The organism is Amycolatopsis sp. NPDC004169 (genome assembly GCF_040610315.1).
Lineage (GTDB): Bacteria > Actinomycetota > Actinomycetes > Mycobacteriales > Pseudonocardiaceae > Amycolatopsis.
This window is the reverse complement of the sequence record NZ_JBEXMD010000002.1, coordinates 114,384-134,495: the sequence shown is the minus strand read 5'-3', so window position 1 is coordinate 134,495 and position 20,112 is coordinate 114,384. Positions and strand designations below refer to the sequence as shown.

Here is a 20,112-nt window from a genome sequence, read left to right as displayed (position 1 = left end):
CCTGGCAGGCGCTGTCAGTCGGCGAGCAGGTCGTCCGGGCTGCCTGCCGCCAGCCCGGCCAGGACGTCCAGCGCCGAAGCCAACGTCGGCACCGGTGGCGCGGACACCGCGATCCGCACCGCGTTCGGGGCGTGGCCCGGCAGCACCGCGAACGCCGCCGCCGGGGACAGCGCGATGCCGCGGCGGGCCGCCGCCGCCACGAACGTCTCCGCCCGCCACTGCTCCGGCAGTTCCCACCAGCGGTGGTAGGACGCCGGGTCGCCGCGCAGGCCCGGCAGCCGCTCGGCCACCACGGCCGCGCGCGCGGCCGCGTCACGGCGTTTCGCCGCCTCGATCCCGGCCAGGGTGCCGGTGACGATCCACTGCGTCGCCGCTTCGACGGCGAACCGGGACGCGCCCCAGGCCCCCGACCGCACCGACGACGCCAGCCGCGCCGTCCACGCCGGGGGCGGCACCAGGAACCCCGCCGTCAGGCCCGGCGCGACCCGCTTGGACAGGCTGTCGACGAACACCGTCCGATCCGGGGCGTAGGCGGCGAAGGGGCGGACGTCGTCGCGCAGGAACGTGTAGATGCCGTCCTCGATCACCGGGAGGTCCAGGCGGGCCACGACTTCGGCGAGCTCGGCCCGGCGCTGCGGCGGCATCGTCGTGCCGAGCGGGTTGTGCAGCGTCGGCTGGACGTAGAGCGCGCGCAACGGGCCTGCCGCGGCGAGCGCCGCCGGCACCAGCCCGGACTCGTCGGTCTCGATCGGCACGAGCTCTACCCCGAGGCGCGCCGCGAGGGCCTTGACCACCGGGTACGTCAGCGACTCCACCGCGAGCCGCTCCCCCACCGGCACGAACGCGGCGATCGAGGCCGCCAGTGCCTGCCTGCCGTTGCCGGTGAACAGCACGGCCGCCGGGTCCGGGCGCCAGTCGCCGCGGGCCAGCAGGGTGGCCGCCGCCTCGCGGGCCACCGGCGTCCCGGCGGCGCCGATCGGGTGCAGGGCGGCGGTCAGGACGTCTTCGCGCAGCAGCGGTTCCAGCGCGCGGGCCAGCCGCGCCGACTCTTCCGGCAGGACGGCGAAGTTGAGCTCGAGGTCGACGCGGGCGCCGCCGGGCTCGGCGAGCGCCGGTTCGGGCGGGGGCTTCGCCGCGCGGACGAACGTGCCCCGGCCGACCTCGCCGACGGCCAGGCCGCGGCGGACGAGCTCGCCGTAGACGCGGGCCGCGGTGGACCCGGCGATGCCGCGCTGCCGCGCGAACCGGCGCTGCGGCGGGAGCCGGTCGCCGGGCCGGAGGCGGCCGGCCTCGATGTCGGCGGCGATGGCGTCCGCGACGACGCGGTAGTCGTCCATGCCTGCCTTTCCGCCGGGTTTCTCCTCGACCGGCATGATCCCATCAGGGCTAAGTTGGCAGTGGAGGTGCCATGACCGACCAGACTTGGACCGAAGTCGACGACTACCTCGCCGGCGCGCTGCTCGCCCCCGACCCGGTGCTCGACACGGCATTGGCCGACGCCGACGCCGCCGGGCTGCCGCAGATCGCCGTCGCGCCCAACCAGGGCAAGCTGCTCAACCTGCTGGCCAGGATGGCCGGCGCGCGCACGATCCTGGAGATCGGCACGCTCGGCGGGTACAGCACCATCTGGCTCGCCCGCGCTCTTCCGGCCGGCGGCAAGCTGGTGACCTGCGAATACGAACCGAAGCACGCCGAGGTCGCGAGGGCCAACCTGGCGCGCGCGGGTTTCGGCGAGGACGTCGTCGACATCCGCGTCGGCGCCGCACTCGACACGCTGCCCACGCTGACCGGGCCGTTCGACTTCGTGTTCATCGACGCCGACAAGGTCAACCTCGCCAACTACCTGCGCGCCTCACTGGAGCTGGCGCGGCCGGGCACGGCGATCGTCGTCGACAACGTCGTCCGCCAGGGCCGGGTGGCCGACGCGGGCAGCACGGACCAGAACGTCCGCGGTGCGCGCGAGCTGTTCGACCTGCTGGCCACCGAGGACCGGGTCGACGCGACCGCCGTCCAGACCGTCGGCGGCAAGGGCCACGACGGGTTCGTGCTGGCCCTCGTCCGCTGACTCACCGCGGCCCCGCCGCCGCGGTGAACGCCCGCCGGACGTCGGCCGGGACGAGGTTGCCGGTCAGCTTTCGGCCGCTCGCGTCCTTGAGCCGGCGCTCGTCGTCGGAGCCGATCCAGACCGCCGTCGCCAGCTGCGGGGTGTAGCCGACGGCCCAGGCGTCCTGGTAGTCCGGGCTGGTGCCGTGCTCGGCCTCGCCGGTGTACCCCGCCGCCGGGCCGTCGCCGCCGCGCAGGGTCGCGGTGACCTCCGCGGCGACGCGGCGGCTGGTGTCGTCGTCGCCGAAGGCCGGGCTCGAGGTGTCCGGGTGCGCCCAGACGACCGCGCCGCTTTCGTCGCGGACCTTCGCCACCAGGTGCGGGGTGCTGCGCCGGCCTTCGGCGGCGAAGGTCCCGTAGGCGCCGGCGACGTCCAGCGGCCGCACCGGGTACCGGCCGATGGCGATGCCCGCGCCGATGAGGAAGCCGTCCTTTTCGCGCAGGGTCGGGACGCCGTCCACGGCGTCGGGGATGCCGGCCTGCCGGGCGGCGTCGCTCAGCGCCTCCGGGCCGAGCTTCTTCGCCAGCGCGACCACGGTGCCGTCGGCGTGCGTTTCCACCGCCCGGCGCGGGGTGCACTTCTTGCCGCAGACCTCCGGGTACTGGAAGGTCTCGCCGAGGAATTCGACCTTCGAGAACGCCGGGATCGGCTGGTCCGGGCCGAAGCCGTGGCGCAGCACCGCGGTGAACGTGAACGGGTGGAACGCCGTGCCGAGCGCGTGCGGGGTGCTCGCGTAGTCGCGCACCCCCTGGTCACCGCCCTGGTAGGCGCGGACGGCCCCGGTTTTCGGGTCGACGGCGACGAGCGCGCCGCGGAACTCCTTCGGCTCGCCGTCGAGTCTTTCCCGCAGCGCCTTCTTCGCGGCGTCCTGCAGGCCGCGGTCCAGCGTCGTCTGGACCGTCAGATTCCCTTGCTGCAGCCGCCCGAGCGGGAAGCCGTCCTGTTCCAGTTCGGCCAGGACCTGCTGCTTGACGTGGAACTCGTCGTAGGTGAGGCGGCCTGCGCGGGTCTCCGACGGCGGCTGGATCTCCGGGCCGGGATAGGCCATCGGCTCGTCGCCCTTGACGTAGCCGCGGCCGACGAGCTTGTCGCGCACGTACTGCCAGCGCCGGGTGGCGTGGAGGTCGCCGGACGCTGCGGGGTCGTGCACCGACGGCGACTGGATCATCCCGGCGAGGAAGGCGGCTTCGCTCCAGGTGATGGAGTCGTCGAGTTTCTTGCCGAAGTAGGCGTTCATCGCCGCGGCGGGCCCGAACGTGCCGCGGCCGAAGGAGATGATGTTGACGTAGCTTTCGAAGATCTGTTCCTTGCCCTGTTCCTGGGTGATCTTCGTGGCCAGCACGAGTTCGGCGAACTTGCGCCAGAGCGTCGCGTCCTCGTCGCCGGTGGACTTCTTGATGTACTGCTGGGTGATCCCGGACCCGCCGCCGACGCCGGTGAGGAAGGCGCGGCCGATGCCGGTCGGGTCGAAGCCCTGGTTGTCCCAGAAGGTCGGGTCCTCGGTGGCGATGATGGCGTCCCGCAGCTTCGCGGGCACCTTGGTGTAGGGGACGAACGTCCGGTCGCCGTCGGCCGGGACCACCTTGAGCAGCTCGGACCCGTCCGCGTACTGCAGGACGACGGTCTTGTGGAGCCCGGCGAGCACCTCCTGCGGGCTGCGGACGTCGAGCACCAGGTAGGCGATCCAGAAGGCGATCAGCGGGCCGCCGATCAGGACACCGAGGGTCCAGCCGGCGATCCGCCGGACGCGGCGCCACCCGGTGCGGGCGGGCTTGTCTTCGTCATCGGTCGGCAAGGTCACGAACGGATGACGACCGGCCGGGTGGAAAGGTTCGGTGGCGAATTGTTCGATTCCGATGAAGATCAGGACATCGTCAGGACAGGAACGCCCGGAGCAGCGAAGCGGTGCCTTCGATGTGTTCGGCCATCGCCCGGCGGGCGGCGGGCGCGTCACCGGCCAGTATCGCGTCGACGATCGCCTCGTGCTGGGCGTTCGAGTGCTCGAGGTTGGGCGGGAGCAGCGGGATGCGGTCGAGCAGCTGGTTGACGCGGGTGCGGGCGTCGGCCACCGCGGTGGTCAGCGAGCCGGAGGCGGTCACCTCGGCGATGGCCAGGTGCAGCCGGGAGTCCCGGCGGCGGTAGTCGTCCAGGTCCGCGCCCGCGGCCTCGGCGAGGGTGCCGGTGAGGTGCTGCCGGTCGGCCGGGCTGAGCGACCGGGCGGCGGCCATCTCGGCGGCGCCGGTCTCGAGGACGTAGCGGAGGCTGAGCGCGTCCTCCAGCGTGGCGGGGTCGACCTTGCCGCCGGGCTCGGGCGGGGCGGGCAGGGTGTCGTGCACGAACGTGCCGCCGTACCGGCCCCGCCGTGACTCGACGTAACCGGCGTCGGAGAGGGCCCGGATGGCCTCGCGCAGCGTGACGCGGCTCACGCCGAGCCGCTCGGCGAGCTCGCGTTCGGAAGGCAGCCGCTCCCCCGCGCCGACGACGCCCAGCCGGATGGCCTGCAGCAGCCGTTCGACGGTCTCCTCGAAGGCGTTGCCGGTGCGGACCGGCCGGAACAGCGCTTCGCCGGCATTCACCACCGAGGTCGACTCCATCCCGCGAGTCTAGGCCGCGGGGCACCTTCGGAGTGGCCAACCCCGGTCGCTGTCGGTGACACTGGTGTTTCGCGGGCAGAAAAACCGGTGGAGCGGACGGGCACTCTCGGCAACGATGGGACCACCGACACCGAACATCGACGCAGGGGGCGATCCGGTGCACTTCCTGATGGCCGAAGATCTGGTCCACGAACGAGAGAACGAGCTGCGCCGCGGCGTCCGCAACCGCCCACCCGGCCGGGCGACCCCCCGCCGCCGCGCGGGGACGAGGAAGCAGCAGCTCGGGTGGACGCTCGTGGAGGTCGGGCTGAAGCTGGCGACCGAGCCGGAGGAACACCGGGACTGACGCCGCCGCGTCAGCACTCGATGACGTTCACCGCCAGGCCGCCGCGGGCGGTCTCCTTGTACTTCACGCTCATGTCCGCGCCCGTCTCGCGCATCGTCTTGATCGCCTTGTCCAGCGTGACCACGTGGCTGCCGTCGCCGCGCATGGCCATGCGGGCCGCGTGGATCGCCTTCGACGCTCCGACCGCGTTGCGCTCGATGCACGGGATCTGGACCAGGCCGCCGACCGGGTCGCAGGTGAGCCCGAGGTGGTGCTCGACGCCGATCTCCGCCGCGTTCTCCACCTGGGCCGGTGTTCCGCCGAGCACTTCCGTCAGCCCGGCCGCCGCCATCGCCGAGGCCGAGCCGACCTCGCCCTGGCAGCCGACCTCCGCCCCGGAGATCGAGCCCGTCTGCTTGAGGATCGAGCCGATCGCGCCCGCGGTGAGCAGGAACGTCACGATCCCGTCGTCCGACGAGTGCCGGATGAAGCGCTGGTAGTAGTGCAGCACCGCCGGGATGATGCCGGCCGCGCCGTTGGTCGGTGCCGTCACCACCCGGCCGCCTGCCGCGTTCTCCTCGTTGACGGCGAGGGCGTACAGGCTCACCCAGTCCATCGCGTAGAGCGGGTCGTCCGCGCCGTCCTCGGCCAGGAGCTTTTCGTGCAGCGCGCGGGCCCGCCGCGGCACCTTCAGGCCGCCCGGCAGGACGCCTTCGTGGGTGCAGCCGTTGCGGACGCACTCCGCCATGACCGCCCAGATGTCCAGGAGTCCTTCCCGGACTTCCTCGGCGGTGCGCCAGGACAGCTCATTCGCCAGCATGATCTCGCTGATCGGCTTCCCCGTCGACGCGCAGTGCGCCAGGAGGTCCGCGCCGGTGCGGAACGGGTACGGCACCGGTGTCGAGTCCTCGACGAACACCGTGTCCGTCTCGTACGACTCGTCGCGGACGAAGCCGCCGCCGACCGAGTAGTACGTGCGCTCGCGCAGCAGCGAGCCCGCCGCGTCGAACGCGCGGAACACCATGCCGTTCGGGTGCGCGGGCAACGACTTGCGCCGGTGCATGGTGAGGTCGGTGTCCTCGTCGAACGCGATCTCGTGCGTGCCGGCCAGGCGCAGCCGCCCGGACTCGCGGATTTCCGCGATGCGGACGGGCACGGTGTCGGTGTCGATCTCTTCGGGACGCTCACCCGAGAGCCCGAGCAGGACGGCTTTGTCGCTGCCGTGGCCGAAGCCGGTCGCGCCGAGCGAGCCGAACAGCTCGGCCTGCACGCGGGACGTCCGCGCGAGGTCGTCGCCGAGTCCGTCCACAAAGGTCAGTGCGGCCCGCATCGGCCCGACGGTGTGGGAGCTCGACGGGCCGATGCCGATGGAAAACAGGTCGAAGACGCTGATCGCCATTGATCCGCCCCTTCCTATCGCGCCAGCAGGGAGCTGGCTTCTTGCGAAGCCGGGCCCTGGTCGGCGAGGTGGGCCAGGTTTTCCGGCAGCTCTTCTCCACGGTAACGCTTGGTCTGGGCGTAGAGCCGTCCCGCGCGGTACGAAGACCGCACCAACGGCCCCGCCATCACACCCGCGAAACCCATCGCCTCCGCGGCCTTGGAGTGCTCCACGAACTCCTCCGGCTTGACCCACCGATCCACCGGGTGATGCCGCGGCGACGGACGCAGATACTGCGTGATCGTCAAGATCTCGCACCCCGCGTCCACCAGATCCCGCATCGCCGGAGCCACCTCGTCAGGCGTCTCACCCATGCCGAGGATCAAATTCGACTTCGTCACCAGACCGGCCTCACGCGCCGCCGTGATGACTTCCAACGACCGCGCGTAGCGGAAACCGGGACGGATCCGCTTGAAAATCCGCGGCACCGTCTCCACATTGTGCGCCAGCACCTCCGGCCGCGACCCGAACACCTCGGCCAACTGCGCCGGATCCGCGTTGAAGTCCGGGATCAACAGCTCCACACCGGTACCGGGGTTCAGCGCGTGGATCTGCCGGACAGTCTCGGCATACAGCCACGCGCCGCCGTCCTCCAGGTCGTCACGGGCGACACCGGTGACGGTGGAGTACCGCAAGCCCATGGCCTGCACCGACTCCGCCACCTTCCGCGGCTCAGCCCGGTCGAGAACCGCGGGTTTCCCCGTGTCGATCTGACAGAAATCACACCGCCGCGTGCACTGATCCCCACCGATCAGAAACGTCGCCTCACGGTCCTCCCAGCACTCGTAAATGTTGGGACAACCCGCCTCTTCACACACCGTGTGCAGACCCTCACGACGAACCAGACCCTTGAGCTCCGTGAACTCCGGCCCCATCCGCACCCGCGTCTTGATCCACGACGGCTTCTTCTCGATCGGCGTCTCACTGTTGCGAACCTCGAGACGCAGCAGCTTCCGCCCTTCGGGCTGAGCGCTCATCGGGACAGGTCCGCGTACAGCGGGTGCTTCTTCGCGAGGGTCTCGACGCGGTCGCGCAGCTTGGCGCGCACGGCGTCGTCGAAGTCCGGCTTCAACGCCTCGGCGATGACGTCGGCGACCTCGGTGAAGTCTTCCGCCTGGAATCCGCGGGTGGCCAGCGCCGGCGTGCCGATCCGCAGGCCGGAGGTGATCATCGGCGGCCGCGGGTCGAACGGGACGGCGTTGCGGTTGACCGTGATGCCGACCTCGTGCAGCCGGTCCTCGGCCTGCTGGCCGTCCAGAGTGGACTGGACGAGGTCGACGAGCACCAGGTGGACGTCGGTGCCGCCGGTCAGCACCCGGACCCCGGCGTCGGCGCAGTCCGACTGCGACAGCCGCTCGGCCAGGATCCGCGAGCCTTCGAGGGTGCGCTGCTGGCGCTCCTTGAACTCCTCGCTCGCGGCGATCTTCAGCGCGACGGCCTTGGCCGCGATGACGTGTTCCAGCGGCCCGCCCTGCTGGCCGGGGAACACCGCCGAGTTGATCTTCTTCGCCAGCTCCTCGCGGCTGAGGATGAGCCCGCCGCGCGGGCCGCCGAGGGTCTTGTGCGTGGTCGTGGTGACGATGTCGGCGTGCGGCACCGGCGACGGGTGCAGCCCGGCCGCGACCAGCCCGGCGAAGTGCGCCATGTCCACCATCAGCTTCGCGCCGACCTTGTCCGCGATCCGGCGGAACTCGGCGAAGTCGAGCTGACGCGGGTAGGCCGACCAGCCGGCGATGATCAGCTTCGGCTCGTGCTCGACGGCCAGCCGCTCGATCTCGGCCAGGTCGACGATCCCGGTCTCCTTGTCGACGTGGTAGGCGACCACGTTGTAGAGCTTGCCCGAGAAGTTGATCTTCATCCCGTGCGTCAGGTGACCGCCGTGCGCCAGGTCGAGGCCGAGGATCGTGTCGCCCGGCTTGAGCACGGCGAACATCGCGGCCGCGTTGGCCTGCGCGCCCGAGTGCGGCTGGACGTTGGCGTGCTCGGCGCCGAAGAGGGCCTTCGCGCGGTCGATGGCGAGCTGCTCGACGACGTCGACGTGCTCGCAGCCGCCGTAGTAGCGGCGGCCGGGGTAGCCCTCGGCGTACTTGTTGGTCAGCACCGAGCCCTGCGCCTCGAGCACGCCCACCGGGGCGAAGTTCTCGGAAGCGATCATCTCCAGGGTGGACTGCTGGCGGGTCAGCTCGTCGGCGACGGCCGCGGCGACCTCGGGGTCGACGTCGGCGAGGGGGGCGTCGAAAGTCGTCATCAGTTCTCCTGGGTGTGCGCGGCGTAGGCGGCGGCGTCGAGCAGGTCCGGCACGTCCCCGGTCAGACGCACCTTCAGGAGCCATCCTTCGGTGTACGGGTCGGAGTTGATGACCTCGGGGGTGTCCGATGTGGTGCCGTTCACCTCGACGACCTCGCCGGAGACCGGCGCGTACAGCTCGCTGACCGACTTGGTCGACTCGACCTCGCCGAACACCTCGCCGGCGGTGATGGCCGAGCCCGGGTCGGGCAGCTGGACGAACACGATGTCACCGAGGGATTCGGCGGCGAAGGCGGTGATGCCGACGGTGGCGATGCCGTCCTCGACCTTCAGCCACTCGTGTTCCTTGGTGTACTGCAGGTTCTCGGGGATGCTCACAGGGGAAGTCCTTTACGCGCGGGAGTAGAAGGGCAGGGCGACGACCTCGACGGGCTCGATCCTGCCCCGGATGTCGACGGAGAGCTCGGTGCCGGGCTCGGCGTACGCCCGATCGACGTACGCCATGGCGATCGGGTAACCCAGCGTGGGCGACAGCGCGCCGCTGGTCACTTCCCCGATCTCGGTGCCGTCGGCCAGCAGCTTGTAGCCGTGCCGCGGGGCTCGGCGACCGGCGCCCTTCAGCCCCACCCGCACGCGCGGGACGTCCTGCTTGGACCGCTCCTCCAGAGCCGCGCGGCCGACGAAGTCGCCCGGCTTCTCGAACTTGACCACGCGGCCGAGCCCGGCTTCGAAGGGGCTCTGCTCGACGGTGAGTTCGTTGCCGTACAGCGGCATCCCGGCTTCGAGGCGCAGCGTGTCACGGCAGGCGAGACCGGCCGGGACCAGGCCGTGCGGCTCGCCGGCCTCCAGCAGCAGGCGCCACAGCGCCGGGGCCTCGTCGGCGTCGACGAACAGCTCGAAGCCGTCCTCGCCGGTGTAGCCGGTGCGGGCCAGGAGGACGTCGTGGCCCTTCACCGAGGCCGGGACGCTGGCGTAGTACTTCAGCGCGTCCAGGTCGGCGTCGGTGACCGCGCCCAGGATCTCGACGGCCTTGGGGCCCTGGACGGCGATCAGCGCGGTGGTTTCGGACTTGTCGTCCACGACGGCGTCGAAGCCCGCGACCCGCTCGGCGAGGGCGTCCGCGACGACCTTCGCGTTGCCCGCGTTCGCGACGACCAGGTAGTGCTCGTCTTCCAGCCGGTAGACGACCAGGTCGTCCAGGACGCCGCCGTCGGCGTTGCAGATCATCGTGTACCGCGCCCGGCCCGGCTTGACCCCGGTCAGGTTGCCGACCAGCGCGAAGTCCAGGACGTCGGCCGCCTGCTTGCCGGTGACGTGGATCTCGGCCATGTGCGAGAGGTCGAACAGCCCGGCCGCCTCGCGGACGGCCTTGTGCTCGGCCAGCTCGCTGGCGTAGCGGACCGGCATGGACCAGCCGGCGAAGTCGGTGAACAGCGCACCGAGTCCCTTGTGGACTCCGTGCAGAGAGGTTTCGCGAGACACGGGTTCAGCCTTCGTAAGCGTTGAGGGGCGGGCAGGAGCACACGAGGTTACGGTCGCCGCGGGCGCCGTCGATGCGACGCACCGGGGGCCAGTACTTGTTCTTGCGCGAAACACCCGCCGGGTACACGGCCAGCTCCCGGTCGTAGCGCTTGTCCCACTCCCCGACCAGCGTCTCGGCCGTGTGCGGGGCCCCGCGCAGCGGCGACTCCTCGGCGCTCCACTTGCCGCCTGCGACCTCGTCGATCTCGGCGCGGATGGCGATCATCGCGTCGCAGAACCGGTCGATCTCGCCCAGGTCCTCGGACTCGGTCGGCTCGACCATCAGCGTGCCGGCGACCGGGAACGACATGGTCGGCGCGTGGAAGCCGTAGTCGATGAGCCGCTTGGCGACGTCGTCGACCGTCACGCCGGTCTCCTTGGTGATCTGGCGCAGGTCGAGGATGCACTCGTGCGCGACCAGGCCGTCCTGGCCGGTGTAGAGCACCGGGTAGTGCGGCGCGAGCCGCGAAGCCACGTAGTTCGCGGCCAGCACGGCGACCTTGGTGGCCGCGGTCAGGCCGGGCGCGCCCATCATCCGGACGTAGGCCCAGGAGATCGGCAGGATCGACGCCGAGCCGTAGGGCGCGCCGCTGATCGGGCCGACGCCGGTCTCGGGACCGGCCGCGTCGAGCAGCGGGTGGTTCGGCAGGTAGGGCGCGAGGTGCGCGCGCACCGCGACCGGGCCGACGCCGGGGCCGCCACCGCCGTGCGGGATGCAGAAGGTCTTGTGCAGGTTCAGGTGCGAGACGTCGCCGCCGAACTCGCCCGGCTTGGCCAGCCCGAGCAGCGCGTTGAGGTTCGCGCCGTCGACGTACACCTGGCCGCCGCCGTCGTGGACGATCTTCGCCAGCTCGTCGATGTCGTGCTCATACACGCCGTGCGTGGACGGGTACGTCACCATGATCGCGGCGAGGGTGTCCTTGTGGGCGTCCACCTTGGACCGCAGGTCGGCCAGGTCGACGTTGCCCTCGTCGGTGCACTTGACGACGACCACGCGCATCCCGGCGAGCACCGCGGAGGCGGCGTTGGTGCCGTGCGCGGACGACGGGATCAGGCAGATGTCACGGGCCTCGCCGCCGTTCGCGCGGTGGTACGCGCGGATGGCCAGGAGCCCGGCCAGCTCGCCCTGGCTGCCCGCGTTCGGCTGCAGCGACACCTTGTCGTAGCCGGTGACCTCGGCCAGCCACTCGGCGAGCTGGGCGACGAGGACGTGGTAGCCCTCGGCGTCCTCGGCCGGGGCGAACGGGTGGATGCCGGCGAACTCGCGCCAGCTGATCGGCTCCATCTCGGTGGTGGCGTTGAGCTTCATCGTGCAGGAGCCGAGCGGGATCATGCCGCGGTCGAGGGCGTAGTCCAGGTCGGACAGCTTGCGCAGGTAGCGCAGCATCGCCGTCTCGGAGCGGTGGGTGCCGAAGACCTCGTGGCCCATGAAGCCGCTCTCGCGGGCCAGGCCGCTGGGCAGCGCGACACCGTCGCCGGCCTCTTCTTCGACGCCGAACGCGCGAAGGACCTTCGCGGTGATCGCGGGGGTGCTGACCTCGTCGAAGGCGACGCGGACGTGGTCGGCGTCGACGTGCCCGAGGTTGATCCCGGCCTCGCGGGCGGCCGCGTGGACCTCGGCGGCCCCGCCCGGGACGCGCGCGACGACGGTGTCGAAGAAGGACTCGTGCACGACCTCGACGCCGGTCTTGCGCAGCGCCTCGGCGAAGCCCGCGGCGAGGCCGTGGACGCGCTGGGCGATCTTCTTCAGGCCGTCCGGGCCGTGGTAGACGGCGTACATCGCGGCGAGCACGGCCGGGAGGACCTGCGCGGTGCAGATGTTCGACGTCGCCTTCTCGCGGCGGATGTGCTGCTCCCGCGTCTGCAGCGCGAGCCGGTAGGCGGGGTTGCCGTCGGCGTCGACCGAGACACCGACCAGGCGGCCGGGCAGCGAGCGCTCGAGGCCGGCGCGGACGGACATGTACCCGGCGTGCGGGCCGCCGTAGCCGAGCGGGACGCCGAAGCGCTGGGTCGAGCCCGCGGCGACGTCGGCGCCGAACTCGCCGGGCGAGGTGATCAGGGTGAGCGCGAGCAGGTCGGCGGCGACGGTGTACAGCGCGCCCGCAGCCTTGGCCGACTCGGAAATCGCGTGGTAGAAGCCGCGGCCGCGCAGCACACCGGACGCGCCGGGGTACTGGACGACGACGCCGAAGAACTCGTCCGGCAGGCCGGTGAGCAGGTCGCGGACCTCGACCTCGATGCCGAGCGCCTCGACGCGGGTGCGCACGACGGCGATGGTCTGCGGCAGGCACTCGGCGTCCAGCACGACCTTGTTCGACTTGGACTTCGACGCGCGGCGCATCAGCGTGACGGCTTCGGCGACGGCGGTCGACTCGTCCAGCAGCGAGGCGTTCGCGGTGGCCAGGCCGGTCAGGTCGGCGACCATCGTCTGGAAGTTGAGGAGGGCTTCGAGGCGCCCCTGCGAGATTTCCGGCTGGTAGGGCGTGTACGCGGTGTACCAGGCCGGGTTCTCGAGGACGTTCCGGCGGATCACGCCGGGGGTGACGGTGTCGGAGTAGCCCAGGCCGATCATCTGCGTCATCGGCCGGTTGCGCGCGGCGAGGGCACGCAGCTCCGCGGTGGCCTCTTCTTCGGAGGCAGCGGACGGGAGGACCAGGTCACGGGTGGCGCGGATGGCGCTCGGGACGGCGGCGCCGACGAGGGCGTCCAGGCTGCCGTAGCCGCACTCGGCCAGCATCTTCGCGCGTTCGGCCTCGGACGGGCCGATGTGGCGGGCATCGAACTGCGTGGAGGTGATCGGGAGCTCCTTGGGCCGGGCACACACTGGTGCGCTGGAACTCCCCCTCTGTCATGGCACCTGAGAGTTTCACCGCTCGTGGAGCGGCTTTCACCTTGGGTGAGACGCGGGTGCGCCTGCTTTCCAGAGTGGCCTCGCGCGAGGCGGTAGCGGGTACCTGAGAGATTCCGGGGAGTTTGCTCCTTCGGTGCCCCACCGACTTCGTGAGGGCTCTCCCGCCTCGGCTCGACGGCCCGATCTGCAGTTGTGACGGTCACGGTACCTGCCGGGTTCGAGGTCCGTCTACATCACCCGGCCAACACCACATCAGTCTTCAAGCCGGGCTCGATCCGCGACCCGGCGGACCACCCGGCCGGCCAGCACGGGCGGGCGGCGCACCCGGCCGGACGGCAGGACCAGGCGTTTCAACGGGCCGCCGAGCGGCACCGGCGGCAGGCCCGCGCCCAGCAGGACCTGTTCGACGACCTGCTCGGCGTGCCAGGCCACCGCGTCGTTGAGCCGGTCGAGCGAGGGGCGGTCGCCGTCGAAGACGTCCTCGTCCGCCAGCGTCACCTCGAAGTACGCGCAGCCCGGCGGGACCGAGAGGGCGTCTTCGATCGCTTTCGCGCCCTCTTCGGGGTCGGCGAACCCGGCCTCCAGCAGCGGCTCGCGGTAGATGCGCGCCGCGCGGGCGCGCATGCGGGGGCCGTAGCGGACCACGATCGGCAGGCGGCCGGTCAGGTCCGGCACGGCGAGGCCGTGCAGCAGCATGATCGGCGGCACCGAGTGCACCAGCCGCGGAGCGGGTCCGGCCAGCTCACGCGCGGTGAGGCGGACCCGGTCCGCCATCGCGTCGGGGAGGCCGGAGTAGCGGAAGTCGACGTTGCCGAACCCGAGCCCGTCGGCGACCAGCGAGGCCAGCAGCTCGCCGTAGCCCCAGATCGGCGACAGCACGACGACCGGCGGCGCGGCGACGACCGGCGACGGCACGGGCGGCCGCGTCGCCTCCTGCTCGGGCACCTGGATGACCAGCCGGGGCGGCTCGTGCCAGTCGTGCACCTCGGCGACCCGCCAGTAGAGCCCGAGCGGCCGCCACAGCTCGCCGAGGACGTCGTGCTCGATGATCCGGCGCACCTCGGCGTCGTCGTGCGGCAGGTCCCGCGGCGGCACGATCCCGACGTAGTGGTGGTAGGTGATGCGGACCTCGTCGCCGCGGGTGGCCGAGCGGATCCGCATCTCCCAGTCGATCGGCGACGCGGCGATCGCGTTGGCCACCTGCGTGCCGGGCGAGGAGTAGACGAGCGCGGTGGCCTGCCGGAGGAACTGCCCGGCCCGGTCGATGCCTTCCCGCAGCGCCTTCGCCGCCTGGGCCACGTGCACCGGGCTCGCGAGGCTGTCGGGCAGGACCCCGGCGACGCGCAGCAGCTCGGCCTCCCCCAGCCCGGTGACCTCGGCGAGCTGGGCCCAGTGGTCGAACACCGTCACCTTCGGCGCGTGCCGGTGCTCGATCCAGCTCCGCAGGGTCGACGTCGGAACGCCGATGCGCCGGGCGGCCTCGTCCAGGGAGAGGCCCCGCGAGCGGATGCCGGCCCGGACCGCATCCGCCCACTCGTCGGCGCGCCAGTGCGTCACCTCACAAAGCTAACGAAACCGGCTAGCTTTGCGCAGGGACGACCCGCCCGCGGCGCTCCGACGCTGGTCACCATGACCACCACCGTCATCGCCCTGACCCTGATCGTCGGCGTGCTGACCTTCGCCGCCGGCGCCTTCCTCGCCTCCGAGGTCGCCACCCGCGTCCTTCGCCGCCGCGAACGGCTCCTGTCCGAGGAGCGCAAGCGGCTCAACGCCGCCTGGAAGTTCCTCAAGGAGGTCTACGGCGTCAAGAAACCGACGCGCCGCTAGAACGTGGCGATCGGGTTGACGGGGCTGCCGGACGTGCCGGCGAAGCGGACCGGCGCGACGGCGAGCTGGAAGTCCCACTGGCCGAGTTCGGCGGCCGTCGCCGCGCACGCCTCGAGGTCGCAGTTGTCGAGCAGCCAGAGGCCCATCGCGACGAGGCCCACGGTGTGCACCGGCATCGCCAGGTCGTCGTACCCCGACGGCTGGACGTCGGTGGGCGTGTCGGCACCGATCAGCGCCACTCCCCGTTCGTGCAGCCACGGCAGGCAGGACGCGTGCCAGCCGGCCTGCGTGACGCCGCCGGACGGCCCGGCCTCGTGCCGGACGCGGCCGTAGCCGGTCCGCAGGAGGACCGCGTCGCCGGAGCGCACCCGGACACCCTGGCGGCGCTCGGCCTCCTCGAGGTCGCCGGGGAACACCCCATCACCCGGTTGCAGCGAAGGCACACCGCGGACCTTCGCGATGTCCAGCAGGACCCCGCGCGTGACGATTCCGTCCGCCGCCGCCGTGACGGCTCCCCACGCCGCTCCCGTCTCGGCGCCGACCAGCGCGTGCGACCGCCCGTTGTACATCTTGCCGTCCCAGAAGATGTGGCACGGCGAGTCGACGTGGGTGATCGTGTTGCCGTGGAACAGGATGCCGAGGCGCTCGTTCGAGTAGCCCCAGTGCCGGTCGTTGCGGAACCCGGGCAACGGCATGTTCTCCGCACCCGGCATCTCGGCGAAGCACGGGCACGTCGTCGTCGACCGCTCCATCTCTTCGGGCACGGCCACCTCCCACGCGCACGACACGCTCCGGCCGTGGCGCACGGCCCGCGCCGACGCCAGCCGGACGTCGTCGGTGATGTGGTTCAGCGTGCCGAGCTCGTCGTCTTCGCCCCATCGCCCCCAGTTCGACAGCGCGTCGAAGTACCCGAGCACGTCGTCCTGGGTGGGCACCAACCGCTCTGCCGTCATCGCGCCAGCTTGTCAGATCGGGGTGACGTACGCCCCCGAAATGCCGCCGTCGACCAGGAACTGCGAGGCCGTGATGAAGCTGGCGTCGTCACTGGCCAGGAACGCCACCGCGGCCGCGATCTCCTCCGGCTCGGCGAAGCGGCCGACCGGGACGTGCACCAGCCGCCGCGCCGCGCGTTCCGGGTCCTTGGCGAACAGCTCCTTGAGCAGCGGGGTGTTCACCGGTCCCGGGCACAGCGCGTTGACGCGGATGTTCTCCCGCGCGAACTGGACGCCCAGCTCGCGGCTCATCGCGAGCACGCCGCCCTTGGACGCGGTGTAGGAGATCTGCGAGGTCGCCGCGCCCATCACCGCCACGAACGACGCCGTGTTGATGATCGAGCCCTTGCCCTGGCGCTGCATGTGCGGCAGGACGGCCTTGCAGCAGTGGTACACCGAAGTCAGGTTGACCCGCTGCACGCGGTCCCACGCCTCGATGCCGGTGGTCAGGATGGAGTCGTCCTCGGGCGGGGAGATGCCGGCGTTGTTGAACGCGACGTCGACCGAGCCGAACTGCTCGACCGTGCTGTGGAACAGGTTCTCGACCTGCTCGGCGTCGGTGACGTCGGTCTGGATGAACGCGCCGCCGATCTCGTCGGCGGCCGCCTTGCCCTCGGCCGGCGAGAGGTCCGCGATGACGACCTTCGCGCCTTCGCTCGCCAGGCGCCGGGCCGAGGCGAGCCCGATGCCGCTGGCGCCGCCGGTGATGACCGCGACGCGGCCTTCGAAACGCTGGACCATTACTCCTCCGTGCTCAGAAAGACGTTCTTGGTTTCGGTGAACGCCGCGGCGGCGTCCGGGCCGAGCTCGCGGCCGAGACCGGACTGCTTGAAGCCGCCGAACGGCGTCCAGTAGCGCACCGACGAGTGCGAGTTCACCGAGAGGTTGCCGGATTCGACGCCGCGCGCAACTCGGAACGCGCGACCGGCGTCGCGGGTCCAGATCGACCCCGACAGGCCGTACTCGGTCGCGTTGGCCATCCGGATCGCGTCGGCCTCCTCCGCGAACGGCACGACGGCGACGACCGGGCCGAAGACCTCCTCCGCCGCGGCCGGGTGCCGCAGGTCGGGCGGGGTCAGGACGGTCGGCGGGAACCAGAAGCCGCGGCCATCGGGGGCGGTGCCGCGGAACGCGACGGGCGCGTCTTCCGGCACGTAGGAGGCGACCTTCGCCCGGTGCGCGGCCGAGATCAGCGGGCCCATCTCGGTCTTCTCGTCGCCGGGGTCGCCGACGACGACGCCGTGCACCGCGGGCTCCAGGAGTTCCATGAAGCGGTCGTACGCGCTCGCCTGCACCAGGATGAGCGAGCGGGCGCAGCAGTCCTGGCCGGCGTTGTCGAAGACGCCGTAGGGCGCGGTCGCGGCGGCTTTCTCCAGGTCGGAGTCGGCGAAGACGATGTTCGCGTTCTTGCCGCCCAGCTCCAGCGTCACGCGCTTCACCTGCGCCGCGCAGCCGGCCATGATCTGTTTGCCGACCTCTGTCGAGCCGGTGAAGACGACCTTGCGCACGCCCGGGTGGTCCACGAACCGCTGCCCCACCACGGACCCCTTGCCGGGCAGCACCTGGAAGACGTCCTCGGGGATGCCCGCCTCCCGCGCCAGCTCGGCCAGCCGGATGGCGGTCAGCGGCGTCAGCTCGGCGGGCTTGAGGACGACGGTGTTCCCGGCGGCGAGCGCGGGCGCGAACCCCCAGCCGGCGATCGGCATCGGGAAGTTCCACGGGACGATCACGCCGACCACGCCCAGGGGCTCCTGGAAGGTGACGTTGATGCCGCCAGGCACCGGGATCTGCTTGCCGATCAGGCGTTCCGGGGCGGCGGAGTAGTAGTTGAGGACGTCGCGGACGTTGCCTGCTTCCCAGCGGGCGTTGCCGATGGTGTGCCCGGAGTTCTCGACCTCCAGGCGGGCGAGGTTTTCGATGTCGGCCTCGACGGCGTCGGCGAAGCGGCGCAGCAGCCGGGCGCGGTCGCCGGGGGTGACGTCGCGCCAGCCCGGGAAGGCCGCGTGGGCGCGGGCGATCGCCGCGTCGGTCTCTTCGGCGCTGGTCAGCGGGACGCTCCGCACCACCTCCTCGGTGGCCGGGTTGAGGACGTCAAAGGTGGTCATCGGTTCTCCTTGCTCGCTTCGACGAGAGCCTGGAACAGCCGGACGTCGTCGCTGTCCTGCTCGGGGTGCCACTGGACGCCGAGGGTGAACTCACCGGGGAGTTCAGCGGCCTCGATCGTGCCGTCGGCGGCCCACCCGACCGGCTCCAGCCCGGCGCCGAGCCGGTCGATCGCCTGGTGGTGGTAGCAGAGCGTCTTGGTTTCGGGACCGAGGATCGCCGCCGCCCGGCTGCCCTCGGCGAGGGTGACCGTGCCGCGGCCGAACGTCGCCGGCGCGGGCTGGTGTTCGGTCGTTTCCCTGGCCTCCGGCAGGTGCTGGGTCAGGGTGCCGCCGAGGGCGACGCTCATCACCTGCAGGCCGCGGCACACGCCGAGCACCGGCTTGCCTGCTTTGCGCGCGGCTTCGAACAGGCCGAACTCGAAGGCGTCCCGCTCCGGCCGGACGTAGGTGGCCGGGTGCGGCTCGGCGCCGTAGCGCCCGGGCTCGACGTCGGCGCCGCCGGTGAGCACCAGCCCGTCCACAGTGGACACCAGGCGCTCGTGCGCGTCGGACACCGGGGGCAGCAGCACCGGGATGCCGCCCGCGGCGACCACGCAGTCGACGTAGACTCGGTGCAGCAGCGCGGCTTCGGTTTCCCAGACCAGGAACTTGGCCGGCTCCAGATAGCTGGTGAGGCCGATGACCGGCCGGTCGTCAGAGCCGTTCGAAGCCACGGATCAGCTCCCAATCGGTGACGGCGGCGTTGTAGGCGTCGATTTCGATCTTCGCCGCGTTCAGGTAGTGGTCGACGACCTCGTCGCCGAAGGCCGCGCGCGCCAGCTCGCTGCCGGCCAGGGCCGCGGCGGCCTCGGGCAGCGTCGTCGGCACGGTGTCCCGGCCGGAGTGGTAGGCGTTGCCGGTGAAGGGTTCTTCGAGCTCCAGCTCGTTCTCGATGCCGTGCAGCCCGGCGGCGATCAGCGCGGCGACGGCGAGGTACGGGTTGACGTCCCCGCCCGGCACGCGGTTCTCGACGCGCAGCGACTCGCCGTGCCCGACGACACGCAGCGCGCACGTGCGGTTGTCGGTGCCCCAGGCGATCGCGGTCGGCGCGAAGCTGCCGGGTACGAACCGCTTGTAGGAGTTGACGTTCGGCGCGAAGAAGTAGGTCAGCTCGTGCAGCCCGGCGAGCTGGCCGGCCAGGAAGTGCTCCATCAGCTTCGAGAAGCCGTGCTCGCTGTCGCCCGCGAGGACGGCCCGGCCCTCGGTCGAGCGCAGGCTGATGTGGATGTGGCAGGAGTTGCCCTCGCGCTCGTTGTACTTCGCCATGAAGGTGAGGCTCTTGCCCTCCTGCGCGGCGATCTCCTTGGCGCCGTTCTTGTAGACGCTGTGGTTGTCGCAGGTGGCGAGCGCGTCGGTGTAGCGGAAGGCGATCTCCTGCTGGCCGGGGTTGCACTCGCCCTTGGCGGATTCGGGGTAGAGCCCGGCGCCCGCCATGTCGTTGCGGATGCGGCGCAGCAGCGGCTCGAGGCGCGCCGTGCCGAGCATCGAGTAGTCGACGTTGTACTGGTTGGCGGGCTTGAGGCCGTGGTAGCGCTTGTCCCAGGCGGCCTCGTAGGTGTCGTCGAAGACGATGAACTCGAGCTCGGTGCCGACGAAGGCGGCGAGCCCGCGTTCGGCGAGCCGGTCGAGCTGCCGGCGCAGGATCTGCCGCGGCGACACGCTCACCGCGCCGCCCTGCACGCGCTCGACGTCGGCCAGCACCAGCGCGGTGCCCTCCTGCCAGGGGATCTCCCGCAGGGTGTCGAAGTCGGGGCGCAGCACGAAGTCGCCGTAGCCGCTGTCCCAGGAGGAGAGCGCGTAGCCGTCGACGGTGTTCATGTCGACGTCGACGGCGAGGAGGTAGTTGCAGGCCTCGGTGGCGTGGCCGACGACCTCGTCCAGGAAGTACTCGGCCGAGCAGCGCTTGCCCTGCAGCCTGCCCTGCATGTCGGTGAGCGCGACGAGCACGGTGTCGATCGTGCCCGCGTCCACGCGCGCCCGGAGTTCGTCGAGCGTGAGCATGCCTCGCCTGCGTGCCATCCGTCGCCCCAAAGGTTTGGTATGAATCCTTTGCCGGTCCTTCCTACCCG

18 protein-coding genes and 1 riboswitch are annotated in these 20,112 nt (G+C 71.5%); of the genes, 3 read left to right on the top strand and 15 right to left on the bottom strand.

Annotation, left to right across the window (positions count from 1 at the left end; genetic code table 11):
* Positions 1–14 precede the first annotated feature (14 nt).
* Positions 15–1,337, bottom strand: a complete 1,323-nt coding sequence (locus ABZX11_RS03275) for a PLP-dependent aminotransferase family protein (RefSeq protein WP_354909838.1) — start codon at positions 1,335–1,337, stop codon at positions 15–17.
* Between the two features lie 71 nt (positions 1,338–1,408).
* Between ABZX11_RS03275 and ABZX11_RS03270 the strand changes: the two genes are divergently transcribed.
* Positions 1,409–2,065: an O-methyltransferase gene (locus ABZX11_RS03270; RefSeq protein ID WP_354909426.1), complete on the top strand. Its 657-nt coding sequence runs from the start codon at positions 1,409–1,411 to the stop codon at positions 2,063–2,065.
* A 1-nt stretch (position 2,066) separates the two neighbouring features.
* Here the strand turns inward: ABZX11_RS03270 and ABZX11_RS03265 are convergent, their stop codons facing one another.
* Both ABZX11_RS03265 and ABZX11_RS03260 read right to left on the bottom strand, forming a co-directional pair.
* Positions 2,067–3,905: a transglycosylase domain-containing protein gene (locus ABZX11_RS03265; RefSeq protein ID WP_354909423.1), complete on the bottom strand. Its 1,839-nt coding sequence runs from the start codon at positions 3,903–3,905 to the stop codon at positions 2,067–2,069.
* 73 nt (positions 3,906–3,978) lie between these two features.
* Complete coding sequence (locus ABZX11_RS03260; protein WP_176172289.1) at positions 3,979–4,698, bottom strand: FCD domain-containing protein; 720 nt, start codon at positions 4,696–4,698, stop codon at positions 3,979–3,981.
* Positions 4,699–4,813: 115 nt separating this feature from the next.
* Here ABZX11_RS03260 and ABZX11_RS03255 point away from each other — a divergent pair, with 115 nt between their 5' ends.
* Entirely contained in the window at positions 4,814–5,044 is a 231-nt protein-coding gene (locus tag ABZX11_RS03255) for a hypothetical protein (protein WP_176172290.1), read from the top strand.
* 10 nt (positions 5,045–5,054) lie between these two features.
* Here the strand turns inward: ABZX11_RS03255 and ABZX11_RS03250 are convergent, their stop codons facing one another.
* From ABZX11_RS03250 to ABZX11_RS03220, 7 genes are all read right to left on the bottom strand, one after another.
* Positions 5,055–6,422 carry an L-serine ammonia-lyase gene (locus tag ABZX11_RS03250; RefSeq protein WP_354909420.1) on the bottom strand — a complete coding sequence of 456 codons (1,368 nt, stop codon included), beginning with the start codon at positions 6,420–6,422 and terminating at the stop codon, positions 5,055–5,057.
* A gap of 14 nt (positions 6,423–6,436) precedes the next feature.
* The gene (gene lipA, locus ABZX11_RS03245) at positions 6,437–7,438 is read right to left on the bottom strand and encodes a lipoyl synthase (protein WP_354909418.1); all 1,002 of its coding nucleotides are present in this window, start codon (positions 7,436–7,438) and stop codon (positions 6,437–6,439) included.
* Entirely contained in the window at positions 7,435–8,709 is a 1,275-nt protein-coding gene (gene glyA / locus ABZX11_RS03240; RefSeq protein ID WP_354909416.1) for a serine hydroxymethyltransferase, read from the bottom strand. The genes lipA and glyA overlap by 4 nt, the downstream gene beginning before the upstream one ends.
* Positions 8,709–9,086, bottom strand: coding sequence for a glycine cleavage system protein GcvH (gcvH, locus tag ABZX11_RS03235; protein WP_176172294.1), 378 nt, complete (start codon positions 9,084–9,086; stop codon positions 8,709–8,711). Before gcvH ends, glyA begins: the two co-directional genes overlap by 1 nt.
* A gap of 12 nt (positions 9,087–9,098) precedes the next feature.
* Entirely contained in the window at positions 9,099–10,190 is a 1,092-nt protein-coding gene (gene gcvT / locus ABZX11_RS03230) for a glycine cleavage system aminomethyltransferase GcvT (protein WP_354909414.1), read from the bottom strand.
* A 4-nt stretch (positions 10,191–10,194) separates the two neighbouring features.
* Positions 10,195–13,026 carry an aminomethyl-transferring glycine dehydrogenase gene (gene gcvP, locus ABZX11_RS03225; protein WP_354909835.1) on the bottom strand — a complete coding sequence of 944 codons (2,832 nt, stop codon included), beginning with the start codon at positions 13,024–13,026 and terminating at the stop codon, positions 10,195–10,197.
* 134 nt (positions 13,027–13,160) lie between these two features.
* A riboswitch (glycine riboswitch) is annotated at positions 13,161–13,254 on the bottom strand.
* A gap of 78 nt (positions 13,255–13,332) precedes the next feature.
* The gene (locus tag ABZX11_RS03220) at positions 13,333–14,637 is read right to left on the bottom strand and encodes a helix-turn-helix transcriptional regulator (protein WP_354909411.1); all 1,305 of its coding nucleotides are present in this window, start codon (positions 14,635–14,637) and stop codon (positions 13,333–13,335) included.
* Between the two features lie 72 nt (positions 14,638–14,709).
* Between ABZX11_RS03220 and ABZX11_RS03215 the strand changes: the two genes are divergently transcribed.
* A complete protein-coding gene (locus ABZX11_RS03215) occupies positions 14,710–14,907 on the top strand; it encodes a hypothetical protein (protein WP_176172297.1) in 198 nt (65 codons plus the stop codon).
* Here the strand turns inward: ABZX11_RS03215 and ABZX11_RS03210 are convergent.
* The 5 genes from ABZX11_RS03210 to ABZX11_RS03190 are packed head-to-tail and all read right to left on the bottom strand — an operon-like array spanning position 14,904 to position 20,044.
* Positions 14,904–15,860, bottom strand: a complete 957-nt coding sequence (locus ABZX11_RS03210; protein ID WP_354909409.1) for a cyclase family protein — start codon at positions 15,858–15,860, stop codon at positions 14,904–14,906. The genes ABZX11_RS03215 and ABZX11_RS03210 overlap by 4 nt on opposite strands.
* A gap of 12 nt (positions 15,861–15,872) precedes the next feature.
* The gene (locus ABZX11_RS03205; protein ID WP_176172298.1) at positions 15,873–16,640 is read right to left on the bottom strand and encodes a 3-oxoacyl-ACP reductase; all 768 of its coding nucleotides are present in this window, start codon (positions 16,638–16,640) and stop codon (positions 15,873–15,875) included.
* Positions 16,640–18,004 (bottom strand): aldehyde dehydrogenase family protein, encoded by a 1,365-nt coding sequence (locus tag ABZX11_RS03200; protein ID WP_176172299.1) that lies wholly within the window; start codon positions 18,002–18,004, stop codon positions 16,640–16,642. The genes ABZX11_RS03205 and ABZX11_RS03200 overlap by 1 nt, the downstream gene beginning before the upstream one ends.
* Entirely contained in the window at positions 18,001–18,717 is a 717-nt protein-coding gene (locus ABZX11_RS03195) for a gamma-glutamyl-gamma-aminobutyrate hydrolase family protein (protein ID WP_354909406.1), read from the bottom strand. The genes ABZX11_RS03200 and ABZX11_RS03195 overlap by 4 nt, the downstream gene beginning before the upstream one ends.
* Positions 18,698–20,044 carry a glutamine synthetase family protein gene (locus tag ABZX11_RS03190; RefSeq protein ID WP_354909833.1) on the bottom strand — a complete coding sequence of 449 codons (1,347 nt, stop codon included), beginning with the start codon at positions 20,042–20,044 and terminating at the stop codon, positions 18,698–18,700. The genes ABZX11_RS03195 and ABZX11_RS03190 overlap by 20 nt, the downstream gene beginning before the upstream one ends.
* Between the last annotated feature and the right edge of the window lie 68 nt (positions 20,045–20,112).